The sequence below is a fragment of the Gilliamella sp. Lep-s35 genome (assembly GCF_009795845.1).
GTDB lineage: Bacteria > Pseudomonadota > Gammaproteobacteria > Enterobacterales > Orbaceae > Gilliamella.
Window position 1 is genome coordinate 13742 of sequence record NZ_WTEX01000015.1, and the last position, 16957, is coordinate 30698.

Sequence of the window (16957 nt, forward strand, 5' to 3'; positions counted from 1 at the left end):
TTGTTATGCCTATTTGTATTCCTGATTCATTACCTGCTGTTGATGTGCTGCGTAATGAAAATGTTTTTGTTATGACTTCGTCTCGTGCAAATACTCAAGAAATTCGTCCACTTAAGCTTCTTTTTCTAAACTTAATGCCTAAAAAAATAGAGACAGAAAATCAGTTTTTGCGGTTACTTTCTAACTCATCTTTACAAATTAATATTCAGTTATTACGCATTGATCAACGTGAATCAAAAAATACTCCCACCGAGCATTTAAATAGTTTTTATTGTGATTTTGATGATATTCGTGAACAAAATTTTGATGGGTTGATAATAACTGGTGCTCCTTTAGGTAAAGTTGCTTTTTCTGATGTGGTTTATTGGCCAAAATTATTTGAGATTATTTCTTGGGCTAAAGAACATGTTACATCGACAATGTTTGTTTGTTGGGCTGTTCAAGCGGCTTTAAATGTATTGTATGATTTGCCTAAATTTACACGAGCACATAAGCTGTCGGGTGTTTATCAACATCAAATTGTTCAACCTAATGCGATTTTAACTCGTGGTTTTGATGATAGTTTTTTAGCGCCGCATTCGCGATATGCTGACTTTCCTCTTGATAAAATTGAAAATTATACCGATTTAACTATTTTAACAAAATCTGATATCACAGGACCTTACTTAATGGCAACGGCAGATAAACGTATGGCGTTTGTGACAGGGCATCCTGAATACGATTCATTTACATTAGCTAATGAATATTTTCGTGACTTAAAAGCCGGTATTTATCCCGATCTTCCTGAGAATTATTTTCCTGATAATAATCCTGATTTACAGCCAAAAGCAACTTGGCGTAGTCATGCTTATTTATTATTTAGTAATTGGCTTAACTATTATGTTTATCAACTAACACCATTTGATTTGACGACTCGTAATTTAACCATTGATGATTAATCAATTAAGATAATTTGTAAGCTAGGCTGCTATGAGGCTTTAAATATTTTATAAGTTGTGACATTTATCTAAATGTGTATTTAGTTGTATGGTCAAACTTGCAACCAAAATGTTACAGGACCGTCATTAACCAATGATACTTGCATGTCGGCTGCAAACTGACCAGTTTGAGTTGTTATTTTTTGTTGGCATTGTTCTACAAAAAATTGATAAAGCCTATTGGCTTCATCAGGCTTAGCGCCTTTAGTAAAGCTTGGGCGCATTCCTTTTTTAGTATCTGCAGCTAGGGTGAATTGAGAAACAACGAGTACTTCTCCATTTGCTTGACTAACATTTAAATTCATTTTTCCTTCGTTATCACTGAAAATACGATAGCCTAAGACTTTTTCGCATAAACGAATTGCTTTTTGTTCATCGTCATCTTGTTCAACACCAAGTAAAACCAGTAACCCCTGATTGATTTGACCAATAATATTATTGTCTACGGCGACACTAGCTTTTTTCACTCGTTGGATTAAGGCGATCATAAGTTTATTACTCTGATAAAGGAGGATTATTAATAATGAGCTTTTTTTTTCGGTTATAGTCAGTTAACGTTGCTGCAAATTCAGCTCCGAATAAAACAATGCACCAAGAAAAGTAGATCCAAACTAACATGATAGGAATGGAGGATACTACTCCGTAAATAAGCTGATATGTCGGAAACGAAGTCACATATAATGCAAACGTGCGTTTACCTAATTCAAATAATATTGCAGCAACAAATGCCCCAATCATCGACTCTTTTAACGGTACTGATTCAGTCGGAATAATGCTATAAAGTAACCAAAATCCAAATATAGAAATAAAAAACGGTAGGCTACTAAGCAAAATCGTATTTGTTGTTGCTGCTGAAAACCATTTTAGCGAGAATATGTATGAACTCACTGCTACGCTTGCACCCATTAAGATAGGACCTAAGGTTAATATTGTCCAGTATATGGTTAGGTTGTACATAAAAGAGCGTTTTTTTTGGGTTTTCCAAATATGATTAAGTGTCGTATTAATCGAGTTAATAAGTAATAGTGAGGTAACAATTAAACCAATTACACCAAAAAAAGTCATCTTTTTAGTATTGGTTATAAATTGTTCTAGATAATTTTGGATTGTATCACTAGCTGTAGGGACAAGATTGTTATAAATCATTTGCTTCAATGAATCACTAACTTCTTCAAACATAGGAAAGGCAGACAATAAAGAAAAAATAACTGTAATAAGAGGCACTAGAGCCAGTATTGTCGTATAAGCTAGCCCCGCGGCAGAGGTTGTTAAGCGATCTTGGTTTATACGATCCCATAACATTTTCATAAAGATTTGTATTTGCTTCACTGATTTCATTGTCTTGTTTTTAGTTAGAAATAACACAGCTATTAATCCCATTACTATTTAATGAGTTTAATACCTTACTTGCTTCTTCTTTACTTTCATATGGACCTACGGTGACCTTATATAGTTGTCCTGATGATATATTACCGCTAATGCCTGTCATTGCAAGCTTAGCTTTTAGTGTATCAGCATTCGATTTATCTTTGAATGCGCCACACTGCAATAGCCACTTGGTAATCGTTGGTTGTGATGAAGAGGTAGTGGCACGAGCATTATTGACAAAACTATCTAAAATTTGTTGTCTTTCTTTAGCAATTGAGTTTGATGTTGAACCGTAGTTTACATTAGGTGTTTCTAATTCTTTAAGATATGTCCAACGCTCTTGTGGCTGTTCTGGTAAAGTTATTACTGGAGGTTGGGTTTTTGCTTTTTGTTGTGCAACGCTTTTTTTAGGAGCATTATTTGTAACAAAATAGAGAATTGCGGAAAATAAAACAATCAAAATAATCGCCAAAAATACCATTAAATTAGGCTTGTTTCGTGACTTACTTTTTTTTGATTGGCTCTTCTTTCTAACATAATCACGCTGAACCACGATAGACTCTCTTCAATTTTATTAACATTACATAAATAGTTAGTATATAAATAAAAAAAGTGGTTTACACCACTTTTTATCACTTTCTTCAACTATAATACTTAACAGTTAACAAATAAAGCTATCAACCTAATGCTTTGATTTGTTTTATTAAATTTGCTTTATGACGCGCAGCTTTATTTTTATGAATTAAGCCACGAGCCGCTTGACGGTCAACAACTGTTTGCATGTCTTTGAATGCTACTTCAGCTGTTTGTTTATCGCCAACTGCAACAGCAGCGTAAACTTTTTTGATATAAGTACGCATCATTGAACGCTTGCTAGCATTATGTTTACGGCGTTTTTCGGATTGAACAGCACGTTTTTTAGCTGATTTGATATTAGCCAAAGTCAACTCCCAAGTTTTAGATAAAAATTACATATTAATAAGGTGGCAGAATATGCCTGATTTTATTTCTCTTGTCAATGCTGTTGTATAAAAAATATGAGCCATCATTTTACATTTATGATAACTGTTTATTAATTAACCGATAAAGGTTATAACCTAAAAAAATTTTTTATGTTACAATGATAAAAGTTTTTCTATATTTTATTATTTTATAAGAGGAAGTATCATGTCTATTATTAGAATGCAAGATCTTGATTTAAAAGGAAAGCGCTTATTTATTCGCTCAGATCTTAATGTGCCAGTAAAAAATGGTAAGGTTACTTCGGATGCGCGTATTAAAGCATCATTACCTACTATTGAAGAAGCCATCAAAAAAGGCGCTAAAGTAATGGTTACTTCACATATTGGTCGCCCAACAGAAGGGGAATATAATCCTGAGTTTTCATTGCAACCTGTCGTTGATTACTTAAAAGAACATGTATCATTCCCTGTCCGTTTAGTAAAAGATTACCTTGATGGTGTGGATGTTAAAGAAGGTGAATTAGTAGTTCTTGAAAATGTCCGCTTTAATGTTGGTGAAGGTAAAGATGATGAAGCTTTATCAAAAAAATATGCAGCACTTTGTGATATCTATGTGATGGATGCGTTTGGTACTGCTCACCGAGCCCAAGCTTCTACTCATGGTGCAGGTAAATTTGCGCCAGTTGCTTGTGCAGGTCCATTATTAGCCGCTGAGCTTGATGCATTAGGTAAAGCTCTAGATAATCCTGCTCGCCCAATGGTTGCTATCGTTGCCGGTTCTAAAGTATCAACAAAATTAACTGTACTTGATTCTCTATCCAAAATTGCTGATCAAATTATTGTCGGTGGTGGTATTGCCAACACCTTTATTGCCGCAGAAGGCTATAATGTGGGTAAATCACTTTATGAAGCTGATTTAATCCCTGAAGCTAAAAAACTAATGGCTAATTGTGAAATCCCAGTTCCAACTGATGTACGTGTGGCAACTGAATTTAGTGAAACAGCAACCGCGACTGAGAAATCAGTTCAAGATGTTAAAGAAAATGAACAAATTCTTGATTTAGGTGATAAATCAGCAGAAGTATTAGCAAATATTATCAAAAATGCTAAAACCATTTTATGGAATGGTCCAGTCGGTGTTTTTGAATTTCCTAATTTCCGTCGCGGTACTGAAATTGTTGCTAAAGCAATTGCAGATAGTGAAGGATTTTCAATTGCTGGTGGTGGTGATACCTTAGCTGCAATTGATCTATTTGGTATTGAAGATAAAATTTCTTATATTTCAACTGGTGGTGGTGCTTTCCTTGAATTTGTTGAAGGTAAAAAACTACCTGCTGTTGCGATGTTAGAAGCTAGAGCAAAGGCGTAGTATTTAAATTCAGTAAAAGGATGAGGCAATTGCTCATCCTTTAGTTTTTATAAATAAATTTATAGGTAATAAAATGGTTACTAAGATTTCTGATGTTGTTAAACCTGGCGTAGTCACTGGTGATGATGTTCAAAAAGTATTTCAAATCGCTCGTGAAAATAATTTTGCAATACCTGCGGTTAACTGTGTTGATACAAATACAATTAATGCTGTTATTGAAACCGCTGCAAAAGTAGGATCTCCTGTAATTGTTCAATTTTCTAATGGTGGTGCTCAATTTATTGCTGGCAAAGGCTTAAAATTAGAAGGCCAAGAATGTGCTGTCTTGGGTGCGATTTCTGGCGCAAAACATGTTCATCTTATGGCTGAAAAATATGGCGTTCCAGTGATTGTTCACACAGATCACTGTGCTAAAAAGTTACTTCCATGGGTCGATGGATTACTTGATGCAGGCGAAACTCATTTTGCAAAAACAGGTAAGCCATTATTTTCATCTCATATGATTGACCTTTCAGAAGAGTCATTAAAAGATAACATTGATATCTGTTGTCAATATCTTGCTCGTATGTCAGCAATGAAAATGACATTAGAATTAGAGTTAGGTTGTACTGGTGGTGAAGAAGATGGTGTTGATAACAGCCATATGGACAGCTCAGCACTTTATACTCAACCCGAAGATGTGGCTTATGCTTATGAACGTTTAAGCGCTATTAGTCCTCGTTTTACTATTGCTGCATCATTTGGTAATGTGCATGGTGTTTATAAACCAGGTAATGTTAAGTTAACACCAAAAATTTTAGATAACTCACAAAAATATGTATCTGAAAAATTTAATTTACCGGCTAAATCATTAAATTTTGTATTCCATGGTGGTTCAGGTTCAACACCAGAAGAAATTGCTGAAGCAGTAAGTTATGGTGTAATCAAAATGAATATTGACACAGATACTCAATGGGCTAACTGGTCAGGTATTTTAGAATACTACAAAGCAAATGAAGCATATCTACAAGGTCAATTAGGTAACCCTGAAGGTGCTGATGCGCCAAATAAAAAATACTATGATCCACGCGTATGGTTACGTAAAGGGCAAGATTCATTAATTGAGCGTTTAGAGCTAGCATTTAAAGAACTTAATGCAGTAAACGTTCTTTAATTTATTTAGTTAATTAAACTCAAAGCAGGGTTGTTGCTCTGCTTTTGATTTTTTCTATTTCAAATAAACCTTGCGTTTTTAATTGAATTATAGGATAATTTCGCCCTCATTTAACTTAGGGGAGCTGTCTATTTATTAATAATAATTATTAATAGAGGCGTTTGCACCCGAGCAAAGGAAACTAAAATGGCAAAAAAAGTACAAGCTTACATCAAGTTGCAAGTTGCAGCTGGTGCAGCAAATCCTAGTCCGCCAGTTGGTCCAGCTCTTGGTCAACATGGTGTTAATATCATGGAATTCTGTAAAGCATTCAATGCTAAAACAGAAAGCATGGAAAAAGGTTTACCGATTCCTGTAGTAATTACAGTGTATTCTGATCGTTCATTCACTTTTGTAACTAAGACGCCTCCGGCTGCTGTTTTATTAAAGAAAGCGGCTAAAATTAAGTCTGGTTCTGGTGAGCCTAATAAGAAAAAAGTAGGTAAAGTAACGAGTGCTCAAATTCGCGAAATCGCTGAATTAAAAGCTGCAGATATGAATGGTGCTACCATTGAAACGATGATGCGTTCTATTGAAGGAACTGCTCGTTCAATGGGCTTGGAAGTGGAGGGTTAATTCATGGCTAAATTATCTAAAAAAGCTAAACTTATCCGCGAAAAAGTAAATGCAACTAAACAATATGAAATCAACGAAGCGATCGTTTTATTAAAAGAGTTAGCTACTGCTAAATTTACTGAAAGCGTCGATGTTGCGGTTAATTTAGGTATTGATTCACGTAAATCAGATCAAAACGTTCGTGGCGCAATTGTACTTCCACATGGTACCGGTCGTAGTGTGCGCGTGGCTGTATTTACCCAAGGTGCAAATGCACAAGCAGCTAAAGAAGCAGGTGCTGAATTAGTGGGTATGGATGACCTTGCTGATCAAATTAAAAAAGGTGAAATGGATTTTGATGTTGTTATTGCATCGCCTGACGCTATGCGTGTTGTTGGTCAATTAGGGCAAATCTTAGGGCCTCGTGGTTTAATGCCAAACCCTAAAGTTGGTACAGTAACTCCTAATGTTGCTGAAGCTGTAAAAAATGCTAAAGCTGGTCAAATTCGTTACCGTAATGATAAAAATGGTATTATCCATACTACTATTGGTAAAGCTGACTTTGATGCAGATAAGCTTAAAGAAAATTTAGAAGCATTACTAGTTGCATTGAAACGTGCAAAACCAGCATCTGCTAAAGGTGTATTTATTAAGAAAGTTAGCCTTTCTACTACAATGGGTGCTGGTGTTGCTATTGATCAAGCAACATTGAATGCAACTGTTTAATTATTTCATAATTAAATAAAAAAATCGGTTGGTGTCTGGCCTTAACCAGACCCCGTCCAAGACCGTAGGTGTGGTTGAAGTTTGACTGCTTAATTTTCCTACGTAGACGGTGACAGAGCCTGATAAGATATAATAGAAGGTTTCTGCTCATCGTGGTTGTGCTAGTTACGTTTGTAGCTAGTTAAAATAGGTCTAGGCTTTAGCCTAGTATAATCCAGGAGCAATACCAATGGCACTAAATCTTCAAAATAAACAAGAAATTGTTGCTGAAGTTAACGAAATCGCCAAAGGTGCGCTATCTGCAGTTGTTGCGGATTCTCGTGGCGTTACTGTAGAAAAAATGACTGCATTACGTAAATCTGCTCGTGAAGCTGGTGTTTATATGCGTGTTGTTCGTAATACGCTATTACGCCGTGTTGTTGAGGGTACTCAATACGAGTGTTTAAAAGATACGTTTGTTGGTCCAACTCTAATTGCATTTTCAAGTGAGCACCCTGGTGCTGCAGCGCGTCTTTTTAAAGCGTTTGCTAAAGAAAATGACAAATTTGAGATTAAAGCCGCAGCCTTTGAAGGTGAGTTGATTACTGCAGCGAACATTGATCGCTTAGCAACATTGCCTACATATGAAGAAGCATTAGCTCGCTTGATGTCAACCATGAAAGAAGCCGCAGCAGGCAAATTGGTTCGTACTCTTGCAGCGGTTCGCGATCAAAAAGAAGCTGCTTAATTGGCAGTTTGGTTGTGAATTTTATTAATTAAAAAATGTAAATTTAGGAAACTATATTATGTCTATCACTAAAGAACAAATTTTAGATGCAGTTGCTGAAATGTCTGTTATGGACGTTGTTGAACTTGTATCAATGATGGAAGAAAAATTTGGTGTTTCTGCAGCAGCAGCTGTTGCAGTTGCAGCAGCAGGTCCGGCTGAAGCAGCGGAAGAAAAAACTGAGTTTGATGTAATCTTAAAAGATGTTGGTGCTAACAAAGTAGCTGTTATCAAAGCAGTTCGTGGTGCAACTGGTCTTGGTCTTAAAGAAGCGAAAGATCTTGTTGAATCAGCTCCAGCGACAGTTAAAGAAGGCGTTAGTAAAGCTGATGCTGAAGAACTTAAAAAGGCGCTTGAAGAGTCAGGTGCAGTTGTTGAACTTAAATAAGTTTATCGACAACACAGTAAATGGCTGGGGGTTTTACCTCCAGCCTTTTTGCGCTGTAATAAGTTAAAGAATTTTATTTGAAGATTATCAATAAAAAGTAATAAAGAAATAGTATATTTATTAAGCCTAATCAATTGATATTTATAGATATTTTCGATGAGGTGTCAGGTGTTATCAATTATCGATAGTATCCCTGATGAATATTTAATCATGCTAAAATAGCAGATAAGCAAGTTGAGGAACTAATGGTTTACTCTTATACCGAGAAAAAACGAATTCGTAAGAATTTTGGTAAGCGTCCACAAGTCTTGGATATACCGTATCTTCTTTCTATTCAACTTGATTCGTTCCAGAAATTTATTGAGCAAGATCCAGAAGGTCAATATGGCTTAGAAGCCGCTTTTCGTTCAATATTTCCGATAAAAAGTTATAGTGGTAGCGCTGAGTTACAATACGTAAGCTTTAAAATGGGCGAACCTGTGTTTGATGTTAAAGAATGTCAAATTAGAGGGATCACTTACTCAGCACCATTGCGCGTAAAATTACGTTTAGTTATTTATGATAAAGAAGCACCAGAAGGAACCGTAAAAGATATTAAAGAGCAAGACGTCTACATGGGCGAAATTCCTTTAATGACAGATAATGGTACATTTGTAATCAATGGTACTGAGCGCGTTATTGTTTCACAGTTACACCGTAGCCCTGGTGTGTTCTTTGATAGTGATAAAGGTAAAACGCACTCTTCTGGGAAAGTTTTATATAATGCTCGGATTATTCCTTATCGTGGCTCTTGGCTTGATTTTGAATTTGATCCTAAAGATAATCTTTTTGCTCGAATTGACCGTCGTCGTAAGCTTCCTGCAACAATTATTTTGCGTGCGCTAGGTTATGAAACTGAAGAAATTTTAGATATTTTCTTTGAGAAAACCAATTTTGAAATTGGTAAATCTAAATTAAAGATGGATCTTGTCCCTGAGCGTTTACGTGGTGATACAGCATTATTTGATATTGAATCAAAAGGTAAAATATATGCTGAAAAAGGCCGTCGTATTACAGCTCGTCATATTCGTGAATTAGAAAAAGATAAAGTTAGTAAAATTGATGTACCTGTTGAATATATTGTTAACAAAGTTCTTGCTAAAAATTATATTAATGAAGAAACTGGTGAAGTAATTGCTTTTGCCAATACACCAATCACATTAGAACTATTAGTTGAATTATCTAACGCTGGATATAAAAAAATAGAGACATTATTCACTAATGATTTAGATCATGGTGCATTTATTTCTGAAACATTGAATGTTGATTCAACGCGAGATCGATTAGGTGCATTGGTTGAAATTTATCGTATGATGCGTCCTGGTGAGCCACCAACAAAAGAAGCAGCTGAAGCATTATTTGATAACTTATTCTTCTCTGATGAACGTTATGATTTATCAGCAGTTGGTCGAATGAAGTTTAACCGTTCTTTAGGTCGTGATGATATTGAAGGCGAAAGCGTCTTAACTAAAGATGATATCGTTGAGGTAATGAAGAAATTAATTGCTATTCGTAATGGTCACGGTGAGGTCGATGATATTGATCACTTAGGTAATCGTCGTATCCGTAGCGTTGGTGAAATGGCAGAAAACCAATTCCGTATTGGTTTAGTTCGTGTTGAACGTGCTGTGAAAGAACGCCTTTCTTTAGGTGATCTTGATTCACTCATGCCACAAGATATGATTAATGCAAAACCAATTTCGGCTGCGATTCGTGAATTCTTTGGTTCAAGTCAGCTATCTCAGTTTATGGATCAAAACAATCCATTATCTGAAATTACGCATAAACGTCGTATTTCTGCATTAGGTCCAGGCGGTTTAACTCGTGAACGAGCAGGATTTGAAGTTCGTGACGTACATCCTACCCATTATGGTCGTGTATGTCCAATTGAAACACCTGAAGGTCCAAACATTGGTTTGATAAACTCATTAGCTGTTTATGCTCGTACTAACGAATATGGTTTCTTAGAAACACCATATCGCCGAGTTATTGATGGTGTTGTTACTGATGAAATTAATTACTTATCTGCGATTGATGAAAGTGAATTTGTCATTGCACAGGCTAACTCAAATCTTGATGAAAATGGTCGTTTTAAAGAAGATTTAGTAACTTGTCGTTTAAATGGTGAGTCGGGTTTATATAGTCCTGAACAAGTCCATTATATGGACGTATCAACGCAACAAATTGTATCTGTTGGTGCGTCATTAATTCCATTCTTGGAACATGACGATGCGAACCGTGCTTTGATGGGTGCAAACATGCAACGTCAAGCAGTTCCGACGTTAAAAGCGGAAAAACCATTTGTTGGTACCGGTATGGAACGTGCGGTAGCGGTTGACTCAGGTGTAACAGCCGTTGCTCGTCGTGGTGGTACTGTTCAATATGTTGATGCGTCACGTATCGTAGTCAATGTAAATGCTGATGAAATATATGCAGGTGAAACAGGGATTGATATTTATAACTTAACTAAATATACCCGTTCTAACCAAAATACCTGTATCAATCAAATTCCATGTGTGGAATTAGGCGAAAAAGTTGAACGTGGTGATGTACTTGCAGATGGTCCATCAACTGATTTAGGTGAACTTGCATTAGGTCAAAACATGCGCGTGGCATTTATGCCATGGAATGGCTATAACTTTGAGGATTCTATTTTAGTTTCTGAAAAAGTGGTACAAGACGACCGTTTTACCTCGATTCATATTCAAGAGTTATCTTGTATTTCTCGTGATACAAAATTAGGTGCAGAAGAAATTACGGCAGATATTCCAAATGTGGGCGAAGCAGCATTATCTAAACTTGATGAGTCAGGGATTGTATACATCGGTGCTGAAGTAAAAGGTGGCGATATTTTGGTTGGTAAAGTGACACCAAAAGGTGAAACTCAACTAACACCAGAAGAAAAGTTACTACGTGCTATTTTTGGTGAAAAAGCTTCTGATGTTAAAGATACTTCACTGCGTGTTCCAAATGGTGTTTCAGGTACGGTTATTGATGTTCAAGTCTTTACTCGCGATGGTGTACAAAAAGATAAACGTGCACTAGAAATCGAAGAGATGCAGCTTAAACAAGCGCGAAAAGACTTAACAGAAGAACTAAAAATATTAGAAGCTGCTTTATTTGCTCGTATCCGTGATGTATTAATTTCAGGCGGAATTAAAGCAGATAAATTAGATGCATTACCTCGCGAAAAATGGTTAACAGTAGGTATTGCGAATGAAGCTAAACAAGCTCAACTAGAACAGCTTGCTGAGCAATACGACGAAATCAAAGATGAGTTTAACAAAAAACTAGAAGCTAAACGTATGAAGATCACTCAAGGTGATGACTTACAACCTGGTGTGCTCAAAATTGTGAAAGTTTATTTAGCTGTTAAACGTCAAATTCAGCCAGGTGATAAGATGGCGGGTCGTCATGGTAACAAAGGGGTTATCTCTAAAATCAACCCAATTGAAGATATGCCATATGATGATAAAGGACGTCCAGTTGATATCGTATTGAATCCACTTGGTGTTCCGTCTCGTATGAATATCGGTCAGATTTTAGAAACTCACTTAGGTATGGCGGCAAAAGGTATTGGTCAGAAGATCGATGCAATGCTAAAAGAACAGCAAGAGTTAGCTAAATTACGTGATTTCATTCAAAAAGCGTATGATCTCGGTTTAGGCGCTGCTCAAAAAGTGAATGTGGCTGAGTTTACAGATCAAGAGGTCATGACTTTAGCTCAAAACTTACGTAATGGTATGCCACTTGCTACGCCAGTATTTGATGGTGCTAAAGAGCAAGAAATTAAATCACTACTAGAACTTGGTGATTTACCGACATCTGGACAAATTACCCTATATGACGGTCGTACAGGTGAACAATTTGAACGCCCAGTTACTGTAGGTTATATGTACATGCTTAAATTGAATCACTTAGTTGATGATAAAATGCATGCTCGTTCTACTGGTTCATATAGTTTGGTTACTCAACAGCCATTGGGTGGTAAAGCTCAATTTGGTGGTCAACGTTTCGGTGAGATGGAAGTGTGGGCACTTGAAGCATATGGTGCTGCTTATACCTTACAAGAAATGTTAACGGTTAAATCAGATGATGTGAATGGCCGTACTAAAATGTATAAAAATATTGTAGATGGTGATCATCGTATGGAACCTGCGATACCAGAATCATTTAATGTATTATTAAAAGAAATTCGTTCGTTAGGTATCAATATTGAGTTAGATGAAGAGTAAATTTTTACTAACTTAAATGATTTCTATTTATAGGGATAACTTATTAGCAATAATAAGTTATCTAATTGGTTTAACTCCATAGGAGTCAATTGTGAAAGACTTACTAAAGTTTCTAAAAGCACAAACAAAAACAGAAGATTTTGATGCTATCAAGATTGGTCTTGCCTCTCCTGATATGATTCGTTCATGGTCTTTTGGTGAAGTTAAAAAGCCTGAAACAATCAACTACCGTACTTTCAAACCAGAACGTGATGGATTGTTTTGTGCACGTATTTTTGGACCAGTAAAAGATTATGAATGTTTATGTGGGAAATATAAACGTTTAAAACACCGTGGTGTGATCTGTGAAAAATGTGGTGTTGAAGTTACTCAAGCTAAAGTACGCCGTGAACGTATGGGGCACATTGAACTTGCATCACCAACAGCACATATTTGGTTTTTAAAATCATTACCATCTCGTATTGGTTTATTACTTGATATGCCACTTCGTGATATTGAGCGTGTTCTTTATTTTGAATCATTTATGGTTCTTGATGGGGGAATGACAAATCTTGAACGTGGTCAGATCTTAACTGAAGAACAATATTTAGATGCGTTAGAAGAATTTGGTGATGAATTTGATGCTCGCATGGGCGCAGAAGCTATTCAAGAACTACTAAGAAATATTGATGTTCAAGCGGAATGTGAAGCTTTACGTGATGAATTAGCAACGACTAATTCAGAAACTAAACGCAAAAAAATAACTAAACGTATTAAAATTATTGAAGCATTTATTCAGTCTGAAAATAAACCAGAATGGATGATTTTAAATGTATTACCGGTTCTGCCACCAGATTTACGTCCATTAGTTCCACTTGATGGAGGGCGTTTTGCAACGTCAGATCTTAACGATCTTTATCGTCGAGTGATTAACCGTAATAACCGTCTAAAACGTTTATTAGACTTAGCAGCACCAGATATTATTGTACGTAATGAAAAACGTATGTTACAAGAATCTGTCGATGCATTACTTGATAATGGTCGTCGAGGACGAGCTATTACTGGTTCAAACAAACGTCCATTAAAATCACTTGCCGATATGATTAAAGGTAAGCAAGGTCGTTTCCGTCAAAACTTGTTAGGTAAACGTGTTGATTATTCTGGTCGTTCTGTTATTACCGTAGGTCCATACTTGCATTTGCATCAGTGTGGTTTACCTAAGAAAATGGCATTAGAATTATTCAAACCATTTATTTATGGCAAATTAGAGCGCCGAGGCTTCGCTACTACAATTAAAGCAGCGAAAAAAATGGTTGAGCGTGAGGACGCAGTTGTTTGGGATATCTTAGATGAAGTTATTCGTGAACACCCAGTATTACTAAACCGTGCTCCAACATTACATAGATTAGGTATTCAAGCATTTGAACCGATTCTAATTGAAGGTAAAGCAATTCAATTGCACCCATTAGTTTGTGCGGCCTTTAACGCCGACTTCGATGGTGACCAAATGGCGGTTCACGTTCCATTAACGCTAGAAGCTCAATTAGAAGCGCGTGCGTTGATGATGTCGACTAATAATATTCTTTCACCTGCGAGTGGTGAGCCTATCATCGTCCCTTCACAGGACGTGGTGTTAGGTCTTTACTATATGACTCGTGATAAAGTCAATGCGAAAGGTGAAGGCATGGTATTAACAGGTCCTAAAGAAGCAGAAAAACTGTATCGTTTAGGTCTAGTTGAATTGCATGCTAAAGTTAAAGTTCGTATTACCGAAAGTCAATGTAATAGCGTTGGTGAATGGGAAGAAACCACTTCACTTATTGATACAACAGTTGGTCGTGCAATTTTATGGTTAATCATGCCTAAAGGTATGAACTTCTCAGTTATCAATCAACCACTGGGTAAAAAAGCGATCTCTAAGATTTTAAATATCTGCTATCGCCAATTAGGTATGAAAGAAACGGTAATTCTAGCAGACCAAATTATGTATACTGGATTTGCATATGCTGCACGTTCAGGTGTATCGGTTGGTATTGATGATATGGAAATTCCGGCGAAGAAAATACAAATCATCAATGAAGCTGAAATTGAAGTTGCTGAAATACAAGAGCAGTTCCAATCAGGTTTAGTGACAGCTGGTGAACGTTATAACAAAGTTATCGATATCTGGGCGGCAGCCAATGAACGTGTTGCTAAAGCGATGATGGATAACTTATCAACAGAAAAAGTTACCAACCGTGACGGTGAAGAAGAAGTACAATCTTCTTTCAACAGCATTTACATGATGGCCGATTCAGGTGCTCGAGGTTCGGCTGCTCAGATTCGTCAGTTAGCTGGTATGCGTGGTTTGATGGCAAAACCCGATGGTTCGATTATCGAAACACCAATTACGGCAAACTTCCGTGAAGGACTAAACGTACTACAGTACTTTATTTCTACTCATGGTGCGCGTAAAGGTCTTGCTGATACAGCTTTAAAAACAGCAAACTCAGGTTACTTAACCCGACGTCTAGTTGATGTTGCGCAAGATCTAGTGGTTATTGAAGATGACTGTGGCACTTTAGAAGGTGTTGTTATGACACCAGTTATTGAAGGTGGTGATGTTAAAGAACCACTTCGTGAGCGTGTATTAGGTCGAGTAACTGCTGAAGACGTATTAAAACCAGGCAGTGCGGATATCTTAATCCCACGAAACACGCTACTTGACGAGAGTAAATGTGACTTACTTGAAGCGGAATCAGTCGATAGTGTTAAAGTTCGTTCGGTTGTGTCGTGTGATACTGATTTTGGGGTTTGTGCGAAATGTTATGGTCGTGATCTTGCTCGTGGTCACTTGGTTAATAAAGGTGAAGCAATTGGTGTTATTGCGGCTCAATCAATCGGTGAGCCAGGTACACAGTTAACCATGCGTACGTTCCATATCGGTGGTGCGGCATCGCGAGCAGCAGCCGAGTCTAGCGTTCAAGTTAAAAACAAAGGTAGCATTAAATTAACTAATGCTAAATTTGTGACTAACCCAGATAAAAAATTGGTTATCACCTCTCGTAATGCTGAGTTAACGATTATTGATGAACTTGGTCGAATGAAAGAAACCTATAAAGTTCCTTATGGTTCGATTTTAAGTAAAGGTGATGGCGCAGCTGTTGACGCTGGTGAAACAATTGCTAACTGGGATCCGCATACTATGCCAGTTATCTCAGAAGCAAAAGGTTTTGTCCGTTTTGTTGATATGATTGATGGTCAAACTATCACGCGTCAAACTGACGAATTAACTGGCTTATCATCTATCGTGATTTTAGATGTGGCTGAACGTACTGGTGTAGGTAAAGATTTACGTCCTGCAATCAAACTTATTGATGCTAAAGGGAACGATATTTTCCTTACTGGTACAGAAATGCTTGCACAATACTTCTTACCTGGTAAAGCATTAGTACAGTTAGAAGATGGTGCTGAAATCAATATCGGTGATACACTTGCTCGTATTCCACAAGCATCTGTTGGTACCAAAGATATTACCGGTGGTTTACCACGTGTTGCTGACTTATTTGAAGCACGCAAACCGAAAGAATCGGCTATCTTGGCTGAAATTGACGGTATTATTTCATTTGGTAAAGAGACCAAAGGTAAACGTCGCTTAATTATTACTCCATTAGATGGCAGTGAACCATATGAAGAGATGATTCCAAAATGGCGTCAACTTAACGTATTTGAAGGTGAACAAGTTGGTCGTGGTGATGTAATTTCTGACGGACCTGAATCGGCACATGACATTTTACGTCTACGTGGCGTAAATGCGGTAACACGTTATATTGTTAACGAAGTTCAAGAAGTTTATCGTCTACAAGGTGTAAAAATCAATGATAAACACATTGAAGTTATCGTTCGTCAAATGTTACGCAAAGCAACAGTTATTCATCCTGGTGGTTCTCGTCTACTTGAAGGTGAACAGCTTGAAGTTTCTCGCTTGAAGATTATCAACCGTGAACTTGAAGCACAAGGTAAAGAGCCAATTGTTTACTTACACGACTTGCTTGGTATTACTAAAGCCTCGTTAACGACTGAATCGTTTATTTCAGCGGCTTCGTTCCAAGAAACAACTCGCGTCTTAACTGAAGCAGCGGTAGCTGGTAAAAATGATGAATTACGTGGCCTAAAAGAAAACGTGATTGTTGGTCGATTAATTCCGGCGGGTACGGGTTATGCTTACCATAAAGAGCGTTTACGTAAACGTGCAATGCCAGCAACTGATGAGATTCAAACAACAATTTCAGCAGAAGAAGCAACAGCTAACTTAGCTGAGTTACTCAACTCTGCTGAAGAGAATCAATAGCCTGTTAGGTTTAATTAACAAATAGCACGCATGGCGTGCTATTTTTTTATATGATGTTTAATAAACTATAG

At 36.9% G+C, this 16957-nt stretch carries 13 protein-coding genes; 9 read left to right on the top strand and 4 right to left on the bottom strand.

Translation table 11 applies throughout. The features are described 5' to 3' along the window. The first annotated feature begins 5 nt into the window (after positions 1-5). On the top strand, positions 6-938 hold the full coding sequence (metA, locus tag GQ590_RS07875) for a homoserine O-succinyltransferase (protein ID WP_160408092.1): 933 nt from the start codon (positions 6-8) through the stop codon (positions 936-938). A 92-nt stretch (positions 939-1030) separates the two neighbouring features. Here the strand turns inward: metA and dtd are convergent, their stop codons facing one another. The 4 genes from dtd to rpsT all read right to left on the bottom strand — a co-directional run bounded on the left by dtd (position 1031) and on the right by rpsT (position 3286). After that, the gene (gene dtd, locus GQ590_RS07880; RefSeq protein WP_160408090.1) at positions 1031-1465 is read right to left on the bottom strand and encodes a D-aminoacyl-tRNA deacylase; all 435 of its coding nucleotides are present in this window, start codon (positions 1463-1465) and stop codon (positions 1031-1033) included. Between the two features lie 7 nt (positions 1466-1472). Further along, the gene (locus GQ590_RS07885; protein WP_237397830.1) at positions 1473-2285 is read right to left on the bottom strand and encodes a virulence factor BrkB family protein; all 813 of its coding nucleotides are present in this window, start codon (positions 2283-2285) and stop codon (positions 1473-1475) included. Between the two features lie 40 nt (positions 2286-2325). Continuing rightward, positions 2326-2898, bottom strand: coding sequence for an SPOR domain-containing protein (locus tag GQ590_RS07890; RefSeq protein WP_160408086.1), 573 nt, complete (start codon positions 2896-2898; stop codon positions 2326-2328). 124 nt (positions 2899-3022) lie between these two features. Next, positions 3023-3286 carry a 30S ribosomal protein S20 gene (rpsT, locus tag GQ590_RS07895; RefSeq protein ID WP_160408083.1) on the bottom strand — a complete coding sequence of 88 codons (264 nt, stop codon included), beginning with the start codon at positions 3284-3286 and terminating at the stop codon, positions 3023-3025. A 226-nt stretch (positions 3287-3512) separates the two neighbouring features. On the opposite strand from rpsT, the gene pgk reads away from it, so the two are divergent. The 8 genes from pgk (at position 3513) to rpoC (ending at position 16886) form a co-directional block, all read left to right on the top strand. Further along, positions 3513-4676, top strand: coding sequence for a phosphoglycerate kinase (gene pgk, locus GQ590_RS07900; RefSeq protein ID WP_160408081.1), 1164 nt, complete (start codon positions 3513-3515; stop codon positions 4674-4676). 73 nt (positions 4677-4749) lie between these two features. Then, positions 4750-5829 carry a class II fructose-bisphosphate aldolase gene (gene fbaA, locus GQ590_RS07905; protein ID WP_160408079.1) on the top strand — a complete coding sequence of 360 codons (1080 nt, stop codon included), beginning with the start codon at positions 4750-4752 and terminating at the stop codon, positions 5827-5829. A gap of 186 nt (positions 5830-6015) precedes the next feature. Beyond that, the gene (rplK, locus tag GQ590_RS07910; protein WP_034884321.1) at positions 6016-6444 is read left to right on the top strand and encodes a 50S ribosomal protein L11; all 429 of its coding nucleotides are present in this window, start codon (positions 6016-6018) and stop codon (positions 6442-6444) included. A gap of 3 nt (positions 6445-6447) precedes the next feature. Beyond that, entirely contained in the window at positions 6448-7149 is a 702-nt protein-coding gene (gene rplA / locus GQ590_RS07915; RefSeq protein ID WP_160408076.1) for a 50S ribosomal protein L1, read from the top strand. 229 nt (positions 7150-7378) lie between these two features. Then, the gene (gene rplJ / locus GQ590_RS07920; protein WP_160408074.1) at positions 7379-7876 is read left to right on the top strand and encodes a 50S ribosomal protein L10; all 498 of its coding nucleotides are present in this window, start codon (positions 7379-7381) and stop codon (positions 7874-7876) included. 58 nt (positions 7877-7934) lie between these two features. After that, positions 7935-8303 (top strand): 50S ribosomal protein L7/L12, encoded by a 369-nt coding sequence (rplL, locus tag GQ590_RS07925; protein ID WP_085247025.1) that lies wholly within the window; start codon positions 7935-7937, stop codon positions 8301-8303. A 245-nt stretch (positions 8304-8548) separates the two neighbouring features. Beyond that, complete coding sequence (gene rpoB, locus GQ590_RS07930; protein ID WP_160408072.1) at positions 8549-12577, top strand: DNA-directed RNA polymerase subunit beta; 4029 nt, start codon at positions 8549-8551, stop codon at positions 12575-12577. A gap of 91 nt (positions 12578-12668) precedes the next feature. Then, positions 12669-16886, top strand: a complete 4218-nt coding sequence (rpoC, locus tag GQ590_RS07935) for a DNA-directed RNA polymerase subunit beta' (RefSeq protein ID WP_160408070.1) — start codon at positions 12669-12671, stop codon at positions 16884-16886. Positions 16887-16957: the final 71 nt, after the last annotated feature.

Coding starts and splice junctions, on each gene's coding strand:
- metA (WP_160408092.1), top strand. CDS start 6: ATGCCTATTTGTATTCCTGATTCATTACCTGCTGTTGATGTGCTGCGT.
- dtd (WP_160408090.1), bottom strand. CDS start 1,465: ATGATCGCCTTAATCCAACGAGTGAAAAAAGCTAGTGTCGCCGTAGAC.
- GQ590_RS07885 (WP_237397830.1), bottom strand. CDS start 2,285: ATGAAAATGTTATGGGATCGTATAAACCAAGATCGCTTAACAACCTCT.
- pgk (WP_160408081.1), top strand. CDS start 3,513: ATGTCTATTATTAGAATGCAAGATCTTGATTTAAAAGGAAAGCGCTTA.
- fbaA (WP_160408079.1), top strand. CDS start 4,750: ATGGTTACTAAGATTTCTGATGTTGTTAAACCTGGCGTAGTCACTGGT.
- rplK (WP_034884321.1), top strand. CDS start 6,016: ATGGCAAAAAAAGTACAAGCTTACATCAAGTTGCAAGTTGCAGCTGGT.
- rplA (WP_160408076.1), top strand. CDS start 6,448: ATGGCTAAATTATCTAAAAAAGCTAAACTTATCCGCGAAAAAGTAAAT.
- rplJ (WP_160408074.1), top strand. CDS start 7,379: ATGGCACTAAATCTTCAAAATAAACAAGAAATTGTTGCTGAAGTTAAC.
- rplL (WP_085247025.1), top strand. CDS start 7,935: ATGTCTATCACTAAAGAACAAATTTTAGATGCAGTTGCTGAAATGTCT.
- rpoB (WP_160408072.1), top strand. CDS start 8,549: ATGGTTTACTCTTATACCGAGAAAAAACGAATTCGTAAGAATTTTGGT.